The 16,725-nt window shown below is 37.7% G+C and carries 12 protein-coding genes; 9 read left to right on the top strand and 3 right to left on the bottom strand.

The features are described from left to right. The 3 genes from M0D58_RS00875 to M0D58_RS00885 form a co-directional block, all read right to left on the bottom strand. Positions 1 to 1,404 (bottom strand): glycoside hydrolase family 28 protein, encoded by a 1,404-nt coding sequence (locus tag M0D58_RS00875; RefSeq protein WP_248392800.1) that lies wholly within the window; start codon positions 1,402 to 1,404, stop codon positions 1 to 3. 88 nt (positions 1,405 to 1,492) lie between these two features. Further along, complete coding sequence (locus tag M0D58_RS00880) at positions 1,493 to 2,398, bottom strand: alpha/beta hydrolase (RefSeq protein WP_248392802.1); 906 nt, start codon at positions 2,396 to 2,398, stop codon at positions 1,493 to 1,495. Positions 2,399 to 2,409: 11 nt separating this feature from the next. After that, on the bottom strand, positions 2,410 to 3,675 hold the full coding sequence (locus M0D58_RS00885; protein WP_248392804.1) for a glycoside hydrolase family 88/105 protein: 1,266 nt from the start codon (positions 3,673 to 3,675) through the stop codon (positions 2,410 to 2,412). Between the two features lie 247 nt (positions 3,676 to 3,922). On the opposite strand from M0D58_RS00885, the gene M0D58_RS00890 reads away from it, so the two are divergent. From M0D58_RS00890 to M0D58_RS00930, 9 genes are all read left to right on the top strand, one after another. Then, entirely contained in the window at positions 3,923 to 5,272 is a 1,350-nt protein-coding gene (locus M0D58_RS00890) for a sigma-54-dependent transcriptional regulator (RefSeq protein ID WP_248392805.1), read from the top strand. 1 nt (position 5,273) lies between these two features. Then, positions 5,274 to 6,428: an FIST signal transduction protein gene (locus tag M0D58_RS00895; RefSeq protein ID WP_248392806.1), complete on the top strand. Its 1,155-nt coding sequence runs from the start codon at positions 5,274 to 5,276 to the stop codon at positions 6,426 to 6,428. Further along, a complete protein-coding gene (locus tag M0D58_RS00900) occupies positions 6,418 to 9,585 on the top strand; it encodes a response regulator (RefSeq protein WP_248392807.1) in 3,168 nt (1,055 codons plus the stop codon). Before M0D58_RS00895 ends, M0D58_RS00900 begins: the two co-directional genes overlap by 11 nt. Positions 9,586 to 9,707: 122 nt before the next feature. Continuing rightward, positions 9,708 to 10,145 carry a response regulator gene (locus M0D58_RS00905; protein WP_248392812.1) on the top strand — a complete coding sequence of 146 codons (438 nt, stop codon included), beginning with the start codon at positions 9,708 to 9,710 and terminating at the stop codon, positions 10,143 to 10,145. A gap of 4 nt (positions 10,146 to 10,149) precedes the next feature. After that, positions 10,150 to 10,881 (top strand): polysaccharide biosynthesis/export family protein, encoded by a 732-nt coding sequence (locus M0D58_RS00910; RefSeq protein ID WP_248392815.1) that lies wholly within the window; start codon positions 10,150 to 10,152, stop codon positions 10,879 to 10,881. An 8-nt stretch (positions 10,882 to 10,889) separates the two neighbouring features. Continuing rightward, positions 10,890 to 13,037: a GumC family protein gene (locus M0D58_RS00915; RefSeq protein WP_248392817.1), complete on the top strand. Its 2,148-nt coding sequence runs from the start codon at positions 10,890 to 10,892 to the stop codon at positions 13,035 to 13,037. Continuing rightward, complete coding sequence (locus M0D58_RS00920) at positions 13,034 to 14,260, top strand: lipopolysaccharide biosynthesis protein (RefSeq protein ID WP_248392818.1); 1,227 nt, start codon at positions 13,034 to 13,036, stop codon at positions 14,258 to 14,260. Before M0D58_RS00915 ends, M0D58_RS00920 begins: the two co-directional genes overlap by 4 nt. Next, a complete protein-coding gene (locus tag M0D58_RS00925; protein WP_248392820.1) occupies positions 14,251 to 15,369 on the top strand; it encodes a glycosyltransferase family 4 protein in 1,119 nt (372 codons plus the stop codon). Before M0D58_RS00920 ends, M0D58_RS00925 begins: the two co-directional genes overlap by 10 nt. A 1-nt stretch (position 15,370) precedes the next feature. After that, entirely contained in the window at positions 15,371 to 16,660 is a 1,290-nt protein-coding gene (locus M0D58_RS00930; protein ID WP_248392821.1) for an O-antigen ligase family protein, read from the top strand. Positions 16,661 to 16,725: the final 65 nt, after the last annotated feature.

A 16,725-nucleotide genomic window follows, 5' to 3' on the forward strand; every position in this document is an offset into this window, starting at 1 on the left:
TTAGGGTTTTAACTCGGTTAAAGGCTTTCCGTTTACAGTTACATTTTTTAAGGTCACGTTTTTCATATAATCTACTTTGTACGGAATCTGAACGCCGACCATTTTAGCATTAATCATCGTGAAATCCGTTACAGGAGAAGTTTCATAAGCATCAGAAAATACAGCATATTTTCCGCCTTTTTCAACAGTTAGATTCTCGACCCAGATATTTCTGATGGTCGGAATGTGATTTCCGGGCTTTTCATAATGCATATTGAAACGCACTGCCGCTTCTTTATAAGCGCCCACTTTTGTGTTGTAGAAAAATACGTTTTCGATGATTCCGCCACGGCTTGAACTGGTTTTAATTCTCAAAGCTCTGTCAAGGTTTTTGCTATCCATTACATTTCCAACGGCATAAATATTTTTCGCTCCACCAGCAATTTCGCTTCCGATAACGACTCCGCCGTGACCGTCTTTCATTTCACAGTTTTCGACGATATGGTTTTCGGCAGGTTTTCCGATGTCTCTTCCGTCCTCGTCTCTTCCAGATTTGATGGCGATACAGTCATCCCCGGTGTCGAAATAAGAATCCTTAATCCATACATTTTTACAGGCTTCAGGATCGAATCCATCGTTGTTAGGCCCGTGACTGATGACTTTTACTCTTTCAATTAAAACATTTTCACAAAGCACAGGATTCAGATTCCACATCGGAGAATTTTTAACCAAAACATCTGCCATATAGAAGTTCTTGGACTTGTAAGGCTGAACGAAATTGGGTCTCAAATACCATCCATCCCCGAAAATTCTTTCTCTCGCAGGTTTTCTCTGCGCCATATATTCGTGAAGTTTCGCTCTTGCCGGATTTTGTCTTCCCGGACGGGTTTCATTGTAACCATATTTTGTCGCACCGCACCAGAACCACCAGTTGTCATTATCTGCATTTCCGTCCAATGTTCCTTTTCCGGTTACGGCGATGTTTTCCTCTTCGTAAGCATAAATTAAAGATGAATAATTCATACATTCCATTCCTTCCCAACGCGTGAAAACGATAGGGTAGTCATTGCTGTCCTGGCTGAATAAAATCGTAGAATCATCATTTAAATGAAGTTCGACGTTACTTTTTAAATAAATAGCTCCCGTTAAAAATATACCTTTTGGAACGACAACTCTTCCGCCGCCTTCAGCATTACATTTTTCAATCGCTTTTTTGAACGCTTCCGTATTTTTTGTTTTTCCGTCGCCAACTGCGCCGAAATCGGTAATCAGATAATCCGCCTTTCTGAATTCTGGTTTTTTGATTTGCTTTTTTAAAGCTTTGATTTCCTTTAAAGGCTGTTTTGCGGAAGCCCAGGGTTTATATTGAGCCGAAACTGTACCGGAAAGAACTAAAAAAAGAAGAAACAGAATATATTTTTTCATAAGAATCAGGGAAATGTAGAATGGTTTTATGTATTGCAATCTAAAATAAATATAAGAATTGATTGTCCTGCACTGTCGGTAAGAAAAATTATTTGTTCGGAAATAATGTTTTCAGCCAATCGGAACAAAGTTTCTTCCAGTTATCGGTTAATTCTGATTTGTTTGTGATTCCGATTTTATGTTCGCCTTCCAGGAAAATAAATAATGAACCTTTCACCTTGTTTTTTGTCATTGCCTGATAATAAAGAAGGCTGTTCATCACCGGAACTGTCTTATCATTTTGCGCGTGAAAGAGAATGGTGGGCGGTGTTTTTTCGGTCACTCTGTTTTGCATAGAATATTCGCTGATTTTTTCCGGAGAAGCATTTTCACCCAACAAGCTCTTGCGACTTCCCACGTGCGCAAATTCTCCCAAATCGATAACGGGAGAAATTAAAATTGCAAAATTAGGAATGGTGGAAATGGAGGTCCAGCCGTCCTTCAGTTCTGTGTAATCCGTAGCGATATTGCTTACAGATGCGGCCAGATGTCCGCCGGCTGAAGTTCCGATCACACCGATCTGCTCCGGTGAAATTCCGTATTGTTCTGCATTTTTTCTTATGTATTTTATTGCCGCCTGAATATCCTGCAACGGAGCAATCTCCCGCTGTTTTACATCAGGAGAAATCGGTAATCTGTAATTCAGGACAAAAGCAGAAATTCCTAAGGTGTTGAACCATTTTGCAATCTGGTAACCACCCAGATCATACGTCAGTTTGTAATAGCCTCCTCCGGGAATCACAATGACCGCCATTGGTTTTCTTTCTTCTTTTGGAGGCAGAAAGGCAAATAATTCGGGTTCTTTTATCTGTATAATTCGTCCGTCCTTTTCTTCAGTTTTTAACTGTAATCCTTTGGAGTTTGGCATCTGGCCTTTTGGCCACAAAATGATTTTCTCCTGTGCAATGATTAAGTTTACCATTAGAAAACACAGAAACAATAACAGTTTTTTCATATAAGTCCAATTTATTGATGATCTTTTTTTTCAAACTCTATACTGGCGAGTATAAAGGGTCCGGTTCCTTTAGCATCGTTAGAACGGATCTTTTCATTCACATAATATTCGTAAGAACCATCTCTGTATGGCTTTCCTCCTAAACCGGCAACCGCACAGCATTTGTTGAGATTAACAACGCCGTTTTCATCAACTGTGATTAAATTTTTAATAATTCCATGATAGCCTTTTTTAGCATACACTTTATAAGATTGGGGAAGATATCCTTTGTTGACGGCTTTTATCATTGTATAGACAAACATTGCAGATGCAGTTGCTTCTTCATAATTCCCGTTTTCCAAAGGTTTATCCAAAACCTGATACCAAAGTCCGGAATTTTTGTCCTGAACTTTGATGATAGCGTCTGAAAAAGATTTAATATAAGAAATTAATCTCGCTCTGCCGGGATGATTTTGGGGTAAATAATCCAGAACATCTACCATAGCCATTCCGTACCAGCCCATCGCTCTGCCCCAGAAATTAGGAGATAATCCGGACTCTTTATCAGCCCAGGCTTCCTTTTTACTCTCGTCCCAGGCATGATACAGCAGTCCTGTTTTTTTGTCTAAAAGATTTTTCTGAACAGAATCAAACTGGAAAATAATGTCATCATACGCTTTTGCGGCATCATTTCCTTTTGAGAAATCTTTTGTGTAATGAGCGTAGAAAGGCATTCCCATATAAAGCCCGTCCAGCCAGACCTGATATGGATATATTTTTTTATGCCAGAAAGAACCTTCATTAGTCCTTGGCTGACCGGTGATTTGTAAACGAAGAGTTTGAAGTGCCTTAAGGTATTTTTCTTTTTTCTCTTTTTCATAAAGATAAAGCAATACGTTTCCGCTATTGAGAAGATCGATATTATATTTTTCCAGTTCGTAAGTAAGTATTGTCCCGTCTTCTGAAACAAGCTTATCTCCGAAGCTGCTGATATAGTCGTAGTATTCTTTTTTGCCGGTTTTTGCATAGAGCTGTTCGGCACCGTCCAGTACAATGGCTGAAGGGTAAGTCCATTTCGGACTTTTGCTGAAATCAAGCATCCAGGATTCCGGAAACCGATGCATTTCGGAAAGCAGCATTCTTTCTGACCATTTCAGATTTATGGGTACAACATTGCCGGATTGTGCTTTTGCCGTTTCAGCTTTGTTGTGAATTGCAGGCTGAGCTGATGTCTGCATTATTCCTGTATGAAGAATTGTGAAGACCAGGATTTTTATTTTATCATTGATGAACTTCATTTTCAAAATATTAATAATTGCAATCTAAGACAAACGCCGGTAAATATTGTCCTGCACTGTCTGGATTTCATTTGAATTTACTAATCTGATTGCTTTCATTTTGGTAATAATTCAGATGTAATTTTATAAATTAATGATAATAATTATTTATCATTTTCATATTCGTATTATTTTATTGAAAATTATTCTTAATCTGATGAAAAGTTTTTAAATTAGTAATAGAATAAAAACTAAACCAACCACAATAATGAAAATCTTTTTAGTTGATGATGATCCTTTCTTCGCGGAAATGCTTAAATATTACCTGCAGCTGAATCCCGATTATAATGTTCATATCTGCAACACCGGAAAGGAATGTCTTTCTGCACTTTACCAGGCTCCTGATATTATCTGTATTGATTTCGGATTACCTGATCTGCAGGGAGACGAACTGTTTACCCAAATTAAGAATTTATACCCCGATCTTCCGATTATCGTCATCAGTGGACAGGAAAATATTGAGGTAGCCGTTAATTTTTTAAAACTCGGTGCGAAAGATTATATCGTAAAAAACGAGCATACAAAAGAACTGCTCTGGAATTCAATCATCAGGCTCAAAGAAAATATTTCCCTAAAACAGGAGGTTAAAGATCTGAAGGATGAGCTCGGAACCAAATACGCCTTTGAAAAAACCATTATCGGCCAGAGCGAATCTGTGAAAAGAATCTTTTCAAAAATCAACAAAGCATTACAATCCAATATCAACGTTTCGATAACCGGCGAAACCGGTACAGGAAAGGAAGTTGTGGCTAAAGCAATTCATTATAATTCTCCCAGAAAAAACAAGCCGTTTATAGCGGTGAATATGGCTGCGATCCCGAAGGAGCTTGTCGAGAGCGAGTTTTTCGGGCATGAAAAAGGCTCATTTACAGGAGCAACAGAAAGAGCGTTAGGAAAATTTGAGCAGGCTAACGGCGGAACTATTTTTCTGGACGAGATTGCAGAACTTGATCTCAATATCCAGAGTAAACTGCTTCGTGCGCTTCAGGAAAGAGAGATTACCAGAGTCGGCGGAACCCAGAAAATAAACCTTGATGTACGTGTTATTACGGCAACACATAAAGATCTTGCTAATGAAGTTAAGAAAGGTACTTTCAGGGAAGATTTGTATTACCGGATTATCGGACTTCCGATTGAGCTTCCGCCGCTTCGCGAAAGAGAACAGGATGCCTTAATTCTCGCAAGACATTTTATCGAATTATTTGCAAAGGAAAATAAAAGCAAACCTTTAGCTTTGTCGGATGAGGCTAAAAAAAAACTTTTGTCATACAGTTTTCCGGGAAACGTAAGAGAGCTGAAATCGGTTATTGATCTGGCATGTGTAATGGCGGATAACGGGGAGATTATGGCAGAAGATATTACTTTTTATAACCTTGAAAAAAAATCGGAGAACTTCCTTAACGGCCGGAAAACACTGAAAGAATACACCACCGATATTATCTTCCATTTTCTGAAAAAAAATAATAATGATGTTATTAAAACAGCTAAAATGCTGGATATCGGGAAATCAACGATATACAATTTACTAAGCCAGACTGAAAATAAAAGAACAGAATAACATGAAAGTTGCCGAACTACTTTATAAGAACAGAGAATGGAAGCTTGAAAGGAATGATGAAAACCTTAACTACGAAAATGCTCAGCTTGTATTGGCTTACGGAGCAAGAAACATTATTGAAGATGCCTCTTTTTTTATGCTTATAAAAGAAAAATTTCCCAACGCGGAGATCGTTCTGTCCTCATCTTCTGGCGAAATTTACGACAATGATGTTTACGATGATACCGTAGCAGTAACCATACTCAAGTTTGAGACAGCCTGGCTGAAAACCTCCCAGATTGATATTACCAATTTCCCGGATAGCTATCAGGCCGGAAAAGTGCTTATGGACAAGCTTCCCAAAAAAGATCTCAAATGGGTCTTCATTTTGTCGGACGGAAGCAGTGTCAACGGAAGTCAGCTTGTTGAAGGTCTCAATTCCGGACGTCCTGAAAATGTTTTAATTACGGGAGGTCTGGCGGGCGACGGTGATCATTTTGAAAAAACGGTAGTAGGGTTAAATGCTATGGCAGAACCCAATAAGATTGTGGCCATAGGATTTTACGGCAACAATTTGGTATTGTCTCATTCTTCATTAGGGGGATGGGAAAGCTTCGGACTCGAAAAAACAGTTACAAAGTCCCGGCATAATATTCTTTATGAAATCGACGGAAAAAATGCTCTCGAGTTGTACAAAAAATATCTTGGGAAATATGCCCAGGATCTACCGGGATCAGCTTTACTTTTCCCGCTGTCGCTTACTTCAGGCGATCATTCTTATCCTGTGGTGAGAACGATTTTATCGGTAAATGAAAATGATAAAACGATGGTATTTGCAGGAGATCTTCCGGAAGGCAGCAAAGTGAGGTTCATGAAGGCCAATATAGACCGGCTGGTTGACGCAGCTCATGAGGCAGCCAACCAATGTCTTGAAATATGCCGCAAAAATCCTAAAATGGCAATCATCATCAGCTGTGTGGGCAGAAAGCTCGTTTTGGGAGACCGTACTGCAGAAGAAGTTGATATGGTAAAGGATGTTTTAGGTCCGGATACTTTAATTTCCGGGTTTTATTCTTACGGCGAAATATCACCGCTGCGACCTTTTGATAACGGTGTTTTACATAACCAGACCATTACCATTACCACCATTAACGAAATTACACAAAATGGAAATTGAATTTCATAAGCTATTAAGAAGGCAGATTGATAAATACCTTACGGAAGACTGCAAAAATCATCCTCAGTTTAAAGGCTTTATCAATGCAGTCAATGAATCGTATAAATCTTTTGAGCGGGACAAAGATCTTATGGATCATGTTTTTAAGCAAAGTGAAGAAGAGTATAATGAGATCAATGAAAGCCTCAAAAATGAAAATGTTCTCAAGCAAAAGTCAATTTCAAATCTCTATGAAGTTATTAAAATGCTGGACTCTTCTGTTGAAAATCGGGGTTCCGAAGATCTTACAGAGCTGTCATCTTATGTTTCCGAGCAGCTTAAAAAGAGAATATTCTTACAGGAACAGCTAAATAAACAGCTTGAATTTCAGAATCTTTTAATGGATATATCTTCAGAATATATCAATATTCCCATTGAAAAAGTATCTCAAAGTGTTAATAAATCCCTTAAAGAAATGTCTGAATTTGTACACGCAGACCGTGCATATATTTTCAGATATGATTTCGCTGAAAAAACCTGTTCAAATGTTTATGAATACTGCAATGAAGGAATTACTCCGCAAATAGACAACCTTCAGGATATTCCTCTTGAAATGATGGGCGATTGGGTAGAAATCAACAAAAAAGGAGGAAGTATTTATTATCCCGATGTTGATGAACTTCCCGAAAGCGAAATTAAAGAAATTTTGCAGGCGCAGGATATCAAAAGTCTTTTCGTTATTCCGGCCATGATGCAGAATGAATGTTTAGGTTTTGTCGGTTTTGATTTTGTGAAAGATTATCACAACTTATCAGATACGGAAAAAAACCTGCTCACCATATTTACCCAGGTTCTTGTCAATGTGAGAGAACGGCTCGTACTGGAAAGAAACCTTTCCCGAACTGTGGAAATGCTTAAAAAGCTATTGGCCAATTTACAGTCCGGAATATTAATGGAAGACGAAAAGCGTCAGATTATTTTCACCAATGATCTTTTTTGCAATATGTTTAATATACCGGTTTCTGCTGATGATATGATTGGTCTGGACTGTACAAATTCTGCGGAAGAATCTAAGACGCTGTTTAAAAATGAAGAATATTTTGTTCAGAGAATCAATAAAATCCTTGAAGAGAAGAAGATTGTAACCAATGAGCTTCTGGAAATGAAGAACGGAAGGTTTCTGGAAAGAGATTATATTCCCATTTTCATTAATGACCGCTATCAGGGACATCTCTGGAAGTATAATGATATTTCTGAAAGAAAAAGGGCAGAAGATCATCTCAGAAGACAGGAAGAAAAATACCGCAATATTATTGCCAATATGAATCTGGGGCTTATTGAAGTCGATAATAACCAGATGATTCAGTACGCCAATCAAAGCTTTTGTGACGTATCGGGCTTTGAAGCTGATGAATTGATAGGGAAAAATCCGTCTCAGCTTTTCCTTTATGGAGAAAATAATATGAAATTCCTGGAAGAGCAGATCGAATTAAGGAAAAAGGGAGTTTCTAGTGTTTATCAGCTTCCTGTAAAGAACAAACGCGGAGAAATAAGGTGGTGGGCAATAAGCGGTGCGCCCAATTATGATGACCAGGGAAATCTTCTCGGTTCTGTAGGAATTCACCTGGATATCACAGATCAGAAAAAACTGGAAGAAGAACTGAAACTCCAGCGCGCCAAAGCGCTTGAAGCATCTAAAGCGAAAGAAGTTTTTCTCGCTAACATGAGCCATGAAATCAGAACGCCGCTCAATGCCATTATCGGATTTCTTCGTGAACTGAAAAGAGCAGGAGTAAGTGGTTCGCAACAGGAATTTTTAGATTATAGTTATAATGCTTCCCAGCATTTACTTTCAATCATCAACAATATTCTTGATATTTCAAAAATAGAATCCGGTGAGATGCTGCTGGAGAATAAAAACTTTTCATTAAAAGAAAGTATTGAAAATGTAATTACGATCCTTAAACCCAAAGCACGGGAAAAAGGACTGATGCTTACCACATCATTTTCCGATAAGCTCTATCCTGTTTTTAAGGGAGATCCTTCTAAAATAGAACAGGTTTTATACAATATTCTCGGTAACGCCCTTAAGTTTACGAATCAAGGGAAAATTGCCGTTGATTGTAAAGTGCTGCAGGATTTACCTCATCAGCAGACATTCTCAATCGTTATTACTGATACTGGCATCGGGATGAGCGAAGAATACGTCAGAAGCATATTTAAAAAATTCAACCAGGAAGATAGTTCTATTTCCAGAAAATATGGAGGCACGGGATTGGGAATGTCTATTACTAAAGAGCTTATCCATCTGATGAAAGGAGAAATAGATGTGAAAAGTGAGAAAAACGTTGGAACTTCCATTACCATTCAGCTGGTTCTTCATAAAGGAAATGAAAAGTTAAACCGGGACGTTTCAGCAGAAAAACAGCATATTGTTCTGGATGGTATCCGTGTGCTTTTGGTTGAGGATAATGAGCTTAATCAGCTTGTTGCTGAAAATTCGCTGAAACATTACAACTGTCTGGTCACAAAAGCAGATAATGGCAGAATAGCAGTGGAGCTTCTTGAAAAAGAACAATTTGATATTATTTTGATGGACATTCAGATGCCCGAGATGGATGGTATTGAGGCTACCCAGATTTTACGGGAAAATATGGGAGTCAAAACACCGATTATTGCACTTACCGCCAACGCTTTTAAAAGTGAAATCGACAAATGCATCAGCATCGGAATGGATGATTATATTACCAAACCTTTTGCGGAAGAAAGTCTGATCACCATTATTGAGAAGCATATCGGGCGACAAAAAAATCAATCAGATGCAGTGAAGGTAAGAGCAATGCCTTATGATTTAACAGGCATTCAAAAGCTGGGACAGGGCGACGAAGCTTTTATTAAGAAAATCATTACTTTATTTATTACTCAGACGCAAGAAATGATTCCGATGATAGATCTTGCATTCAATAACCAAAACTTTGCAGAAATCGCCAGGCTTGTGCATAAACTCAGACCGAGTGTGGAAGCGGTTGGTATTGCATCTATATCTGAAGAAATGAGAGAACTGGAAGTTTCGGCAAAGGAGCAGAGCATGGAGAGTTCTAAAATGTATTCCTTATTTGAAAAAATCAAAAATATACTTATCGAAGCAATTGAACAGATGAAAGAAGACCATCTGTAACGATCCGGAATCCGGATTAAATTCCATATTATGGAAATGTATTTAAATTTAAATAATTGAAAATCATATACTTATGTAAAAGGTACGGTTGTGGGGAGCTTATTCTATAAATTAATTATAAAATGGAAAACACTCACAACCTGAAGCTTTTTATTGTAGATGATGATCAATTCTGCTCAAGCATGTATGAGCGGTATTTAAAAAATCACCATTACAGTGATATTACCATCTTCAGCAACGGCACGGAATGTCTAAATGCGCTTCATCTTAAACCCGATATTATTTTCCTTGATCACAACATGGAGGATCTCAACGGCTTTGAAGTTCTGAAAAAAATAAAACGCTACGATCCGAATATTTATGTAATTATGGTTTCGGCGCAGCAAAGTATTGACACCGCTGTAGATACGCTTAAATACGGTACTTTCGATTATTTGGTAAAAGGAAATGATGTCTGCGAAAAAATGAAGGAGACCATAGAAAAGATTGTAAGCATCAGGCAGGAAATGGCCCAGAATAAATTTAAAACAATCAGAAGGTTTTTTTCATTTTTATTTTAAAGCCATGTTGAAAAAATTACTCTTTTACGCAGTTGTCCTACTGTCGGTGCTTTCGTGCAAGACGTATAACGTTCTGGAAGAAGAAAAAGCCACACGGAATATGCAGGATTTCAGCTTTGATCCGTCCTATCAGTACAGGATCAGGAAAGATGATAAAATTACCTTGTCGGTATGGGGGCAGGATGATCTAAGTGTAGGCTCGGTGTACGGAATCTATAACTCCAATGAAGTGTACGGAAAATGGCTTCTGGTAGATGCCGGCGGAAATATTGAAATTCCGAGGCTGGGAACTACGCCGGTGATCGGGAAATCCGTTCCGGAACTTAAAGAAGAAATAAAAAACAAGCTTAAAAAATGGCTGGTGAATCCCATTGTTGATGTAAAAGTGCTCAACAAGGAAATTTCAGTGATGGGAGAAGTCCGTAATCCTGCGGTAATCCAGGTTGATAAAGATCAGAATACTCTGCTGGAGCTGGTCTCCAAAGCCGGAGGTTTTGAAATGTATGCCAATCTGAAATCAGTCAAAATATTAAGACAGGAAGGCGAAAATGTGAGGGTAACCAATATAGATCTTACTCAGATGAAGGATATTCCTAATCAGAATATTGTACTGCATCCCGGAGATTACGTTATTGTTCCTTCCAAAAAAAGCAAAGACTTCGATAAGCGAATTTCTACCATTATCCCGTTTGCTACGGTTACATCTGCTGCGGCAATATTATTCGGAATGTTATAACGATTACCATGAACAACGAGAATGTAAGATTTTTAAAACCTCTGTTAAGAGGGCTTCCCATTGTAATTGCCGTGATGGTGATTTCCGTATTGGGTGCAAAAAAATACCTTAATTACGTTACCCCGATGTACGAAAGTACTGCCAAACTGAAATTGGCAGACACCCAGGAAGGTGTTCCCAGTGCCAATCTTTTTAAAGATTTTGATGTCTTTGCATCGCCCAATAAAATAAGCACTGAAATTGAAGTCCTGAAATCAACATCATTAATCGAAAAAACACTCGGAAAATTACCTTTTTCAACGGAAATATACCGAAAAGGAAAAGTCCGTTCCGTAGAATTATTCAATGATTCTCCCATTAAGGTAGAAGCAACTTTTAATGATAAAAAAAACGATGATAAAAAATTTCAGCTTGTTGTCACTTCCCAAAATCAATACACTTTATTAGTCCCGGATTCATCAAAAGAAATAAAAGGAACTTTCAGTATTCCGGTAAACATCAAAGGCGGAAAAATAATAATCTCAAAAAATGAAGAGTATCTTTCGGGAAAACGGGACGCAAAGATCATTGATCAGTATGAGTTTGAATTTCTGAGCAGGGAAAAACTTTTAGATAAAATCAATAAAGACCTGGATATTGTTGCAGTTGATAAAGATGTTCCCGTTATCAGGATCAATTTTAAAAGTAATGTGCCTGAAAAAGCTTCACTCTTTGTAAATACGCTGGCTGAAACTTATATTCAGGATTATATAGAAAATAAATACCGCGCTGCCAATACCACGGTAGATTTTCTTAAAGGTGAGATCGGACAGGCCAACAACAAGCTTTCGGATGCCGAAAACAGGATAGAACATTACAGGGAAAAGGAAAATATCATCAATATCCCGCAGGAAACCGAAACGGATCTCAGGAAAATTGCACAGCTGAAAATTCAGAAAAGCAATATTAAAATGAATCTTGATGCCATCAAAAGTCTTAACAGCTATGTAGAAAATGGAAAAGATAATTTTCCTGATCTGGCCACGAATTTTGAGGCTTTCAACGATCTTCTTTCAACGGAAATGATCAAAAATATCAAACAGCTGCAAGCTGAAAAAAAAGAACTTCTTCTTACCTACACTCCCGAACATGAAAAAGTGAAAACCATCGATGCTAAAATAAAAGATCTTACCGATTATCAGATCGAAAGTATTAAAAATACACAGAATAATCTCCAGATCAAGTATAATGATCTGAACCGCGATATCAATGTTGCCGAACAGGCTTTTGTAGGGCTGCCGGAAAAAGAAAAACTGCTCAACATTATGAACAGGGAATTTAATCTTTATGAGAAAAATTATAACTTCCTGAATGAAAAAAGGATAGATGCGGAAATTGCCAAATCTGCCAAAATTTCTTTTCATAAAATCATTACCAGAGGAGAGCTTCCCGAACACCCGGTGTCTCCCATGCGCTCCATTATCATTATTGTTGCCGCTGTTGTGGGAATGATCGGTTCAATCATATTGATTTATGCTGTTCATTTTGCCAAAGCTAAAGTAAATGATATTTACACCATTGAAAAAAATAGTTCAGTTCCTGTTGCTTTTACGACACCTTATATCAGAAATAAAGACCAGGTAATGCACCATTTCCTTGAAAATATCCTCGAGATGGATCTCAAAGGTATTCTTAAAGAAAAAAAAGTCATCTGTCTTACCTCTTACGACGATGCTTCTCAGCATGCTTTTCATGCAGAACATATGATAAAGGCGTTAAATGCTCAGTCAAGAAATATATTGGTAGTTGATGTTGCCGGAACATTAAAAAATACAATCGGAGGTCAGTATATCCATTGTTCAGCGGAAGAAAACCTTCAGCATACTGCTCATGAAATGGAAGAGATCATCCGCCGGAATATGGAAGATAAAGACCTCTGCATTATTAATAATCAGGCTATAAAACAGGGAAAACTTCCCTTGATGTTCCTGAAACTTGCCGATCAGAATATTTTTCTGCTGGACAGCCGGAAAACTGCCGCCCGAAATATCATGAATGTAGAACTCCTGAAAGATGAATACCGTCTTGATAATCTATGGTTTGTCCTAAACAAAGAAGGATACAACCCAAGCCTGATGACCACAATTATGAAGATGCTGAAAAAATTCAGATCATGAAAAATATTTTTAAAATCGTACAAAAACATTCTTTTCTTGTCTTGGCTGACCAGATGATATTCAGCGGATCTAATTTTCTGCTGGCATTTCTTCTTGCCAGGAAATTAAGCATTTCAGGTTTCGGATTTTTTTCATCCGTTCTTTTGATAACCTATCTTTTGGTTGCGGTTTCTAATGCGCTTATTGTACAGCCATTTCAGATTCTGGCGGCGAAAGAATTCGGTAAAAAATCACTGGGGTTTGTATTTCAGGCTGCACTGTTGCTGCTATTGATTTTTGCTTTGCTGATATTTTCGTCTGCATTTTTACCGTTTTCAGTTTTGACAATTTTTCAGCATCATATTTTTTCTATTATAATTTTTATATCAGCATATATTTTACAGGATTTTCTGAGAAAAGTGTTGCTGATAACAGACAAGATTAAGCTTGTACTTATTATCGACAGTATTTTTCTCCTCGTTTTTCCCCTAATCGCTATCCAGGAAAATCTTTCGCCCGGTAAAAGTTTGATGATCGTTGGATGGGTTAATGGTATCGCTTCCATACCGGGAATCTACCATATCGTAAGGAATTCGGATTTGAGCATTAAAAATTCCGCTCTCTGGAAGTATCACTGGAATGCGGGAAAATGGCTCGTAAGTGCATCCCTTTTACAGTGGTTTTCATCAAATTTCTTTACGTTGGCTGCCGGAATATATTTAGGGGCGAGTGCGTTGGGAGCTTTACGACTGGTGCAGTCGTTTTTTGGAGTCATCAATATTATCCTGCAGACAGTAGAAAATTATTATATTCCTAAAACAGCAAAGCTGTACTATGAGGATCAGGAATCAGCAAGAAAAACACTGTTTAAAAATATGGTACAGTGGATGACGGCCCTTGGAATCGTCATCGGGTTATTCTTCGTTTTTTCCCAACCGCTGATTGCTTTGCTTGGCGGTGAAAAATACCTTCAGTACGGGTTTGTAGTAAGGCTCATTTCGGTACTGTACCTTTTGATTATTTACAGTTACCCAACCCGCATTTCCATTAGGGTGCTTGAACAGAATAAAGCATTTTTTACCGGATATTGTATTTCTTTTTTATTTTCTGTTCTCAGCTTTCATTTTTTATTACAATTCGGAGGATTGTACGGAGCCGTGGGCGGACTCGCCATGAATCAGATTCTGATGATTGCTTACTGGAAAATTCTCCTCAACAAAAAAAAGATTTCACTATGGACATAGTACATCTTATATTAGGAAAAGCAAACCCCGAGAAAATGAACGGGGTGAACAAAGTTGTTTTTAACATTGCTTCCAAGCAGGCTTCGCAAAAGATGAAAGTGGAAGTTTGGGGTATTTCGAAAAATACAGAAATTAATTATCCTGCGAGAGTATTTATCACAAAAATTTTTAAAAGAAGGAAAAATCCCTTTTCCATTCCGGAAGGATTGAAAAAAGAAATTCTGAAAAGCCGTCAGGAAACAATCTTTCATTTTCATGGCGGATGGATTCCTGTATTTTCCTCATTGAGCCGGTTTTTAAAGAAAAATAACCGCAGATACGTGATCACGCCGCATGGTTCCTATAACGAAATTGCAATGAAGAAAAGCAGATTTATTAAAATGCTGTACTTCAGGTGGTTTGAAAAAAAAGTTATCATCGATGCCCAAAAAATTCACTGTATCGGAGAAAGCGAAATCGATGGCCTTCAAACGCTTCAGCGTACTGATAAAACGGTTTTAATTAATTACGGATTTGAAAAAATAAATTCAGATCGTAATACAGCTACAGCAAATGGACCTATTGTTTTTGGTTTCGTAGGCAGGCTTGATGTGTACACAAAAGGACTTGATCTTTTGATTGAAAGTTTCACAGCATTTTCTAAAAAATATCCGGAATCCCGGCTGTGGCTTATCGGAGATGGTGCGGAAAAAGAAAAGCTTCATCAGCAGATTAAACAAAATAATCTTGAGAATAAAGTAGAACTGATGGGCAGTAAATTTGGAAAAGAAAAAAATGACCTTATCCGGAAAATGGATGTTTTTCTGCACCCTTCAAGAAATGAAGGTCTTCCGGTTTCTGTTATTGAAGCGGCTGCTTTCGGCAAACCTTGTATTGTAACCAGAAATACGAATGTAGGGCATCTTATAGAAAAATATAATGCTGGTATTTGCATAGCCCTTCCTGAATCAAAACTTCTTACTGATGCTTTAATTAAAATCTGCAACATACGGGAAAAAAATAAACAGGAATATCAGATGATGGGCAATAATGCCTTAAAAATGGTAGAACAAGCCTTTAACTGGAATACAATTCTTGATGAAATGAACAGAAAATTATACACTTTCTGAAATGCAAACACCCACTACAGAACATCAGCGCTTTCTCAAAAAGATCAACAATCAGCTTTTTATTATTCTGCTGCTTATGGTGGCTTGTTTTTTTACGTGGAGTGAAAACGTAGCCATTACGAGAGCCATAAAAGTTGTCGGCAGAATGGGAGTGATGATTTCATCTATAATCGTTTATTACAGAATTATTTCTTACGGAAGTGTTAATTCATTAGTATATAAAAATATATTTTCACCGATTTTATATATTGCCTATCTTATCTTAGGCTTTATATCGTTTTCCTGGAGCACCAATCCGGGATTTAGTGCTTTGCAATGGTTTATGACTTTTCAAAGTTTTGTTTTTGCTTATTTTTTTGTGAAGAGCCTAGCGATACTTGATGTCTATTTTGAAGGTCATTCAATACGGCTGTATCATCTTTTAGGAAATACGGTTTTTGTACTGCAGCTGGTTTTTGTGATCGGCATGTGGACGAATCCCGACGTTTTTTTCCGTCTTACGGACGGAGGGGAAGAAGCCCGTCTGGGGGGAACTTTAATGAACCCCAACGAATTGGGAATGCTTGCCGGAGTAGGTTCTGCATGCCTGATTTTTAATCTTTACAGGTTTAAAAATAAAGTCTGGACCATCATCAAAATTATGATCATTTTATATGCATTATATATGACCGGTTCAAGGTCTTCGCTGATTGGTGTTCTGCTGATCATATTTTTTCATGTTAACCAAACCAAACGGAAAGGACTGAAGCTGGGCATTATTGCAGTGGTTTTGGCAATAGCACCATTTGCAGTGTACACGGTCATTCTTAAAGGCGGAGACCAGTCCAGGCTGGAAGAAGTGATGAGCCTTACGGGAAGATTGCCTTTCTGGAAAGCCCTTATTACAGAAGGGTTGCCCAGGGAACCTCTTCTGGGCTTCGGTTTTATGAGGATTGACTATAAAGAATTCTTTCAGAGTGCTCATACCTATCCCGGAAAAATGACGCACAATACCTTTATGCAGGTACTTATGAACCTCGGTTTTATCGGTTTTACCATCGTTCTTTTTCAGGTATTTTTTACTGTTAAATCAATACTTTCCGCACAGAAGGAACTAAAACTTATGCTGATTGGTATTCTGATACCTATCCTCATCAACTCGTTCACGGAATTCGGAATTTTCGGAGAAAGTAACTATGGAATATTATTTTATCAGATCATTATTTTCTCAATTGCATTCCGCAATAATAATCATCTTACGAGAATACAAAGAATAATTCTTCAAAAGAAAAGACCGGATATGATGGGGTAATTCGAGTTTAAAAATTAGACTTTATTCCAGAATATGGAAAAAGGGTATCTTTTTTATTGTATTTA

The organism is Chryseobacterium nepalense, assembly GCF_023195755.1.
Taxonomy (GTDB): Bacteria; Bacteroidota; Bacteroidia; order Flavobacteriales; family Weeksellaceae; genus Chryseobacterium; species Chryseobacterium nepalense.

Coding starts and splice junctions, on each gene's coding strand:
- M0D58_RS00885 (WP_248392804.1), bottom strand. CDS start 3,675: ATGAAGTTCATCAATGATAAAATAAAAATCCTGGTCTTCACAATTCTT.
- M0D58_RS00910 (WP_248392815.1), top strand. CDS start 10,150: ATGTTGAAAAAATTACTCTTTTACGCAGTTGTCCTACTGTCGGTGCTT.
- M0D58_RS00920 (WP_248392818.1), top strand. CDS start 13,034: ATGAAAAATATTTTTAAAATCGTACAAAAACATTCTTTTCTTGTCTTG.
- M0D58_RS00890 (WP_248392805.1), top strand. CDS start 3,923: ATGAAAATCTTTTTAGTTGATGATGATCCTTTCTTCGCGGAAATGCTT.
- M0D58_RS00900 (WP_248392807.1), top strand. CDS start 6,418: ATGGAAATTGAATTTCATAAGCTATTAAGAAGGCAGATTGATAAATAC.
- M0D58_RS00875 (WP_248392800.1), bottom strand. CDS start 1,404: ATGAAAAAATATATTCTGTTTCTTCTTTTTTTAGTTCTTTCCGGTACA.
- M0D58_RS00895 (WP_248392806.1), top strand. CDS start 5,274: ATGAAAGTTGCCGAACTACTTTATAAGAACAGAGAATGGAAGCTTGAA.
- M0D58_RS00930 (WP_248392821.1), top strand. CDS start 15,371: ATGCAAACACCCACTACAGAACATCAGCGCTTTCTCAAAAAGATCAAC.
- M0D58_RS00880 (WP_248392802.1), bottom strand. CDS start 2,398: ATGAAAAAACTGTTATTGTTTCTGTGTTTTCTAATGGTAAACTTAATC.
- M0D58_RS00905 (WP_248392812.1), top strand. CDS start 9,708: ATGGAAAACACTCACAACCTGAAGCTTTTTATTGTAGATGATGATCAA.
- M0D58_RS00925 (WP_248392820.1), top strand. CDS start 14,251: ATGGACATAGTACATCTTATATTAGGAAAAGCAAACCCCGAGAAAATG.
- M0D58_RS00915 (WP_248392817.1), top strand. CDS start 10,890: ATGAACAACGAGAATGTAAGATTTTTAAAACCTCTGTTAAGAGGGCTT.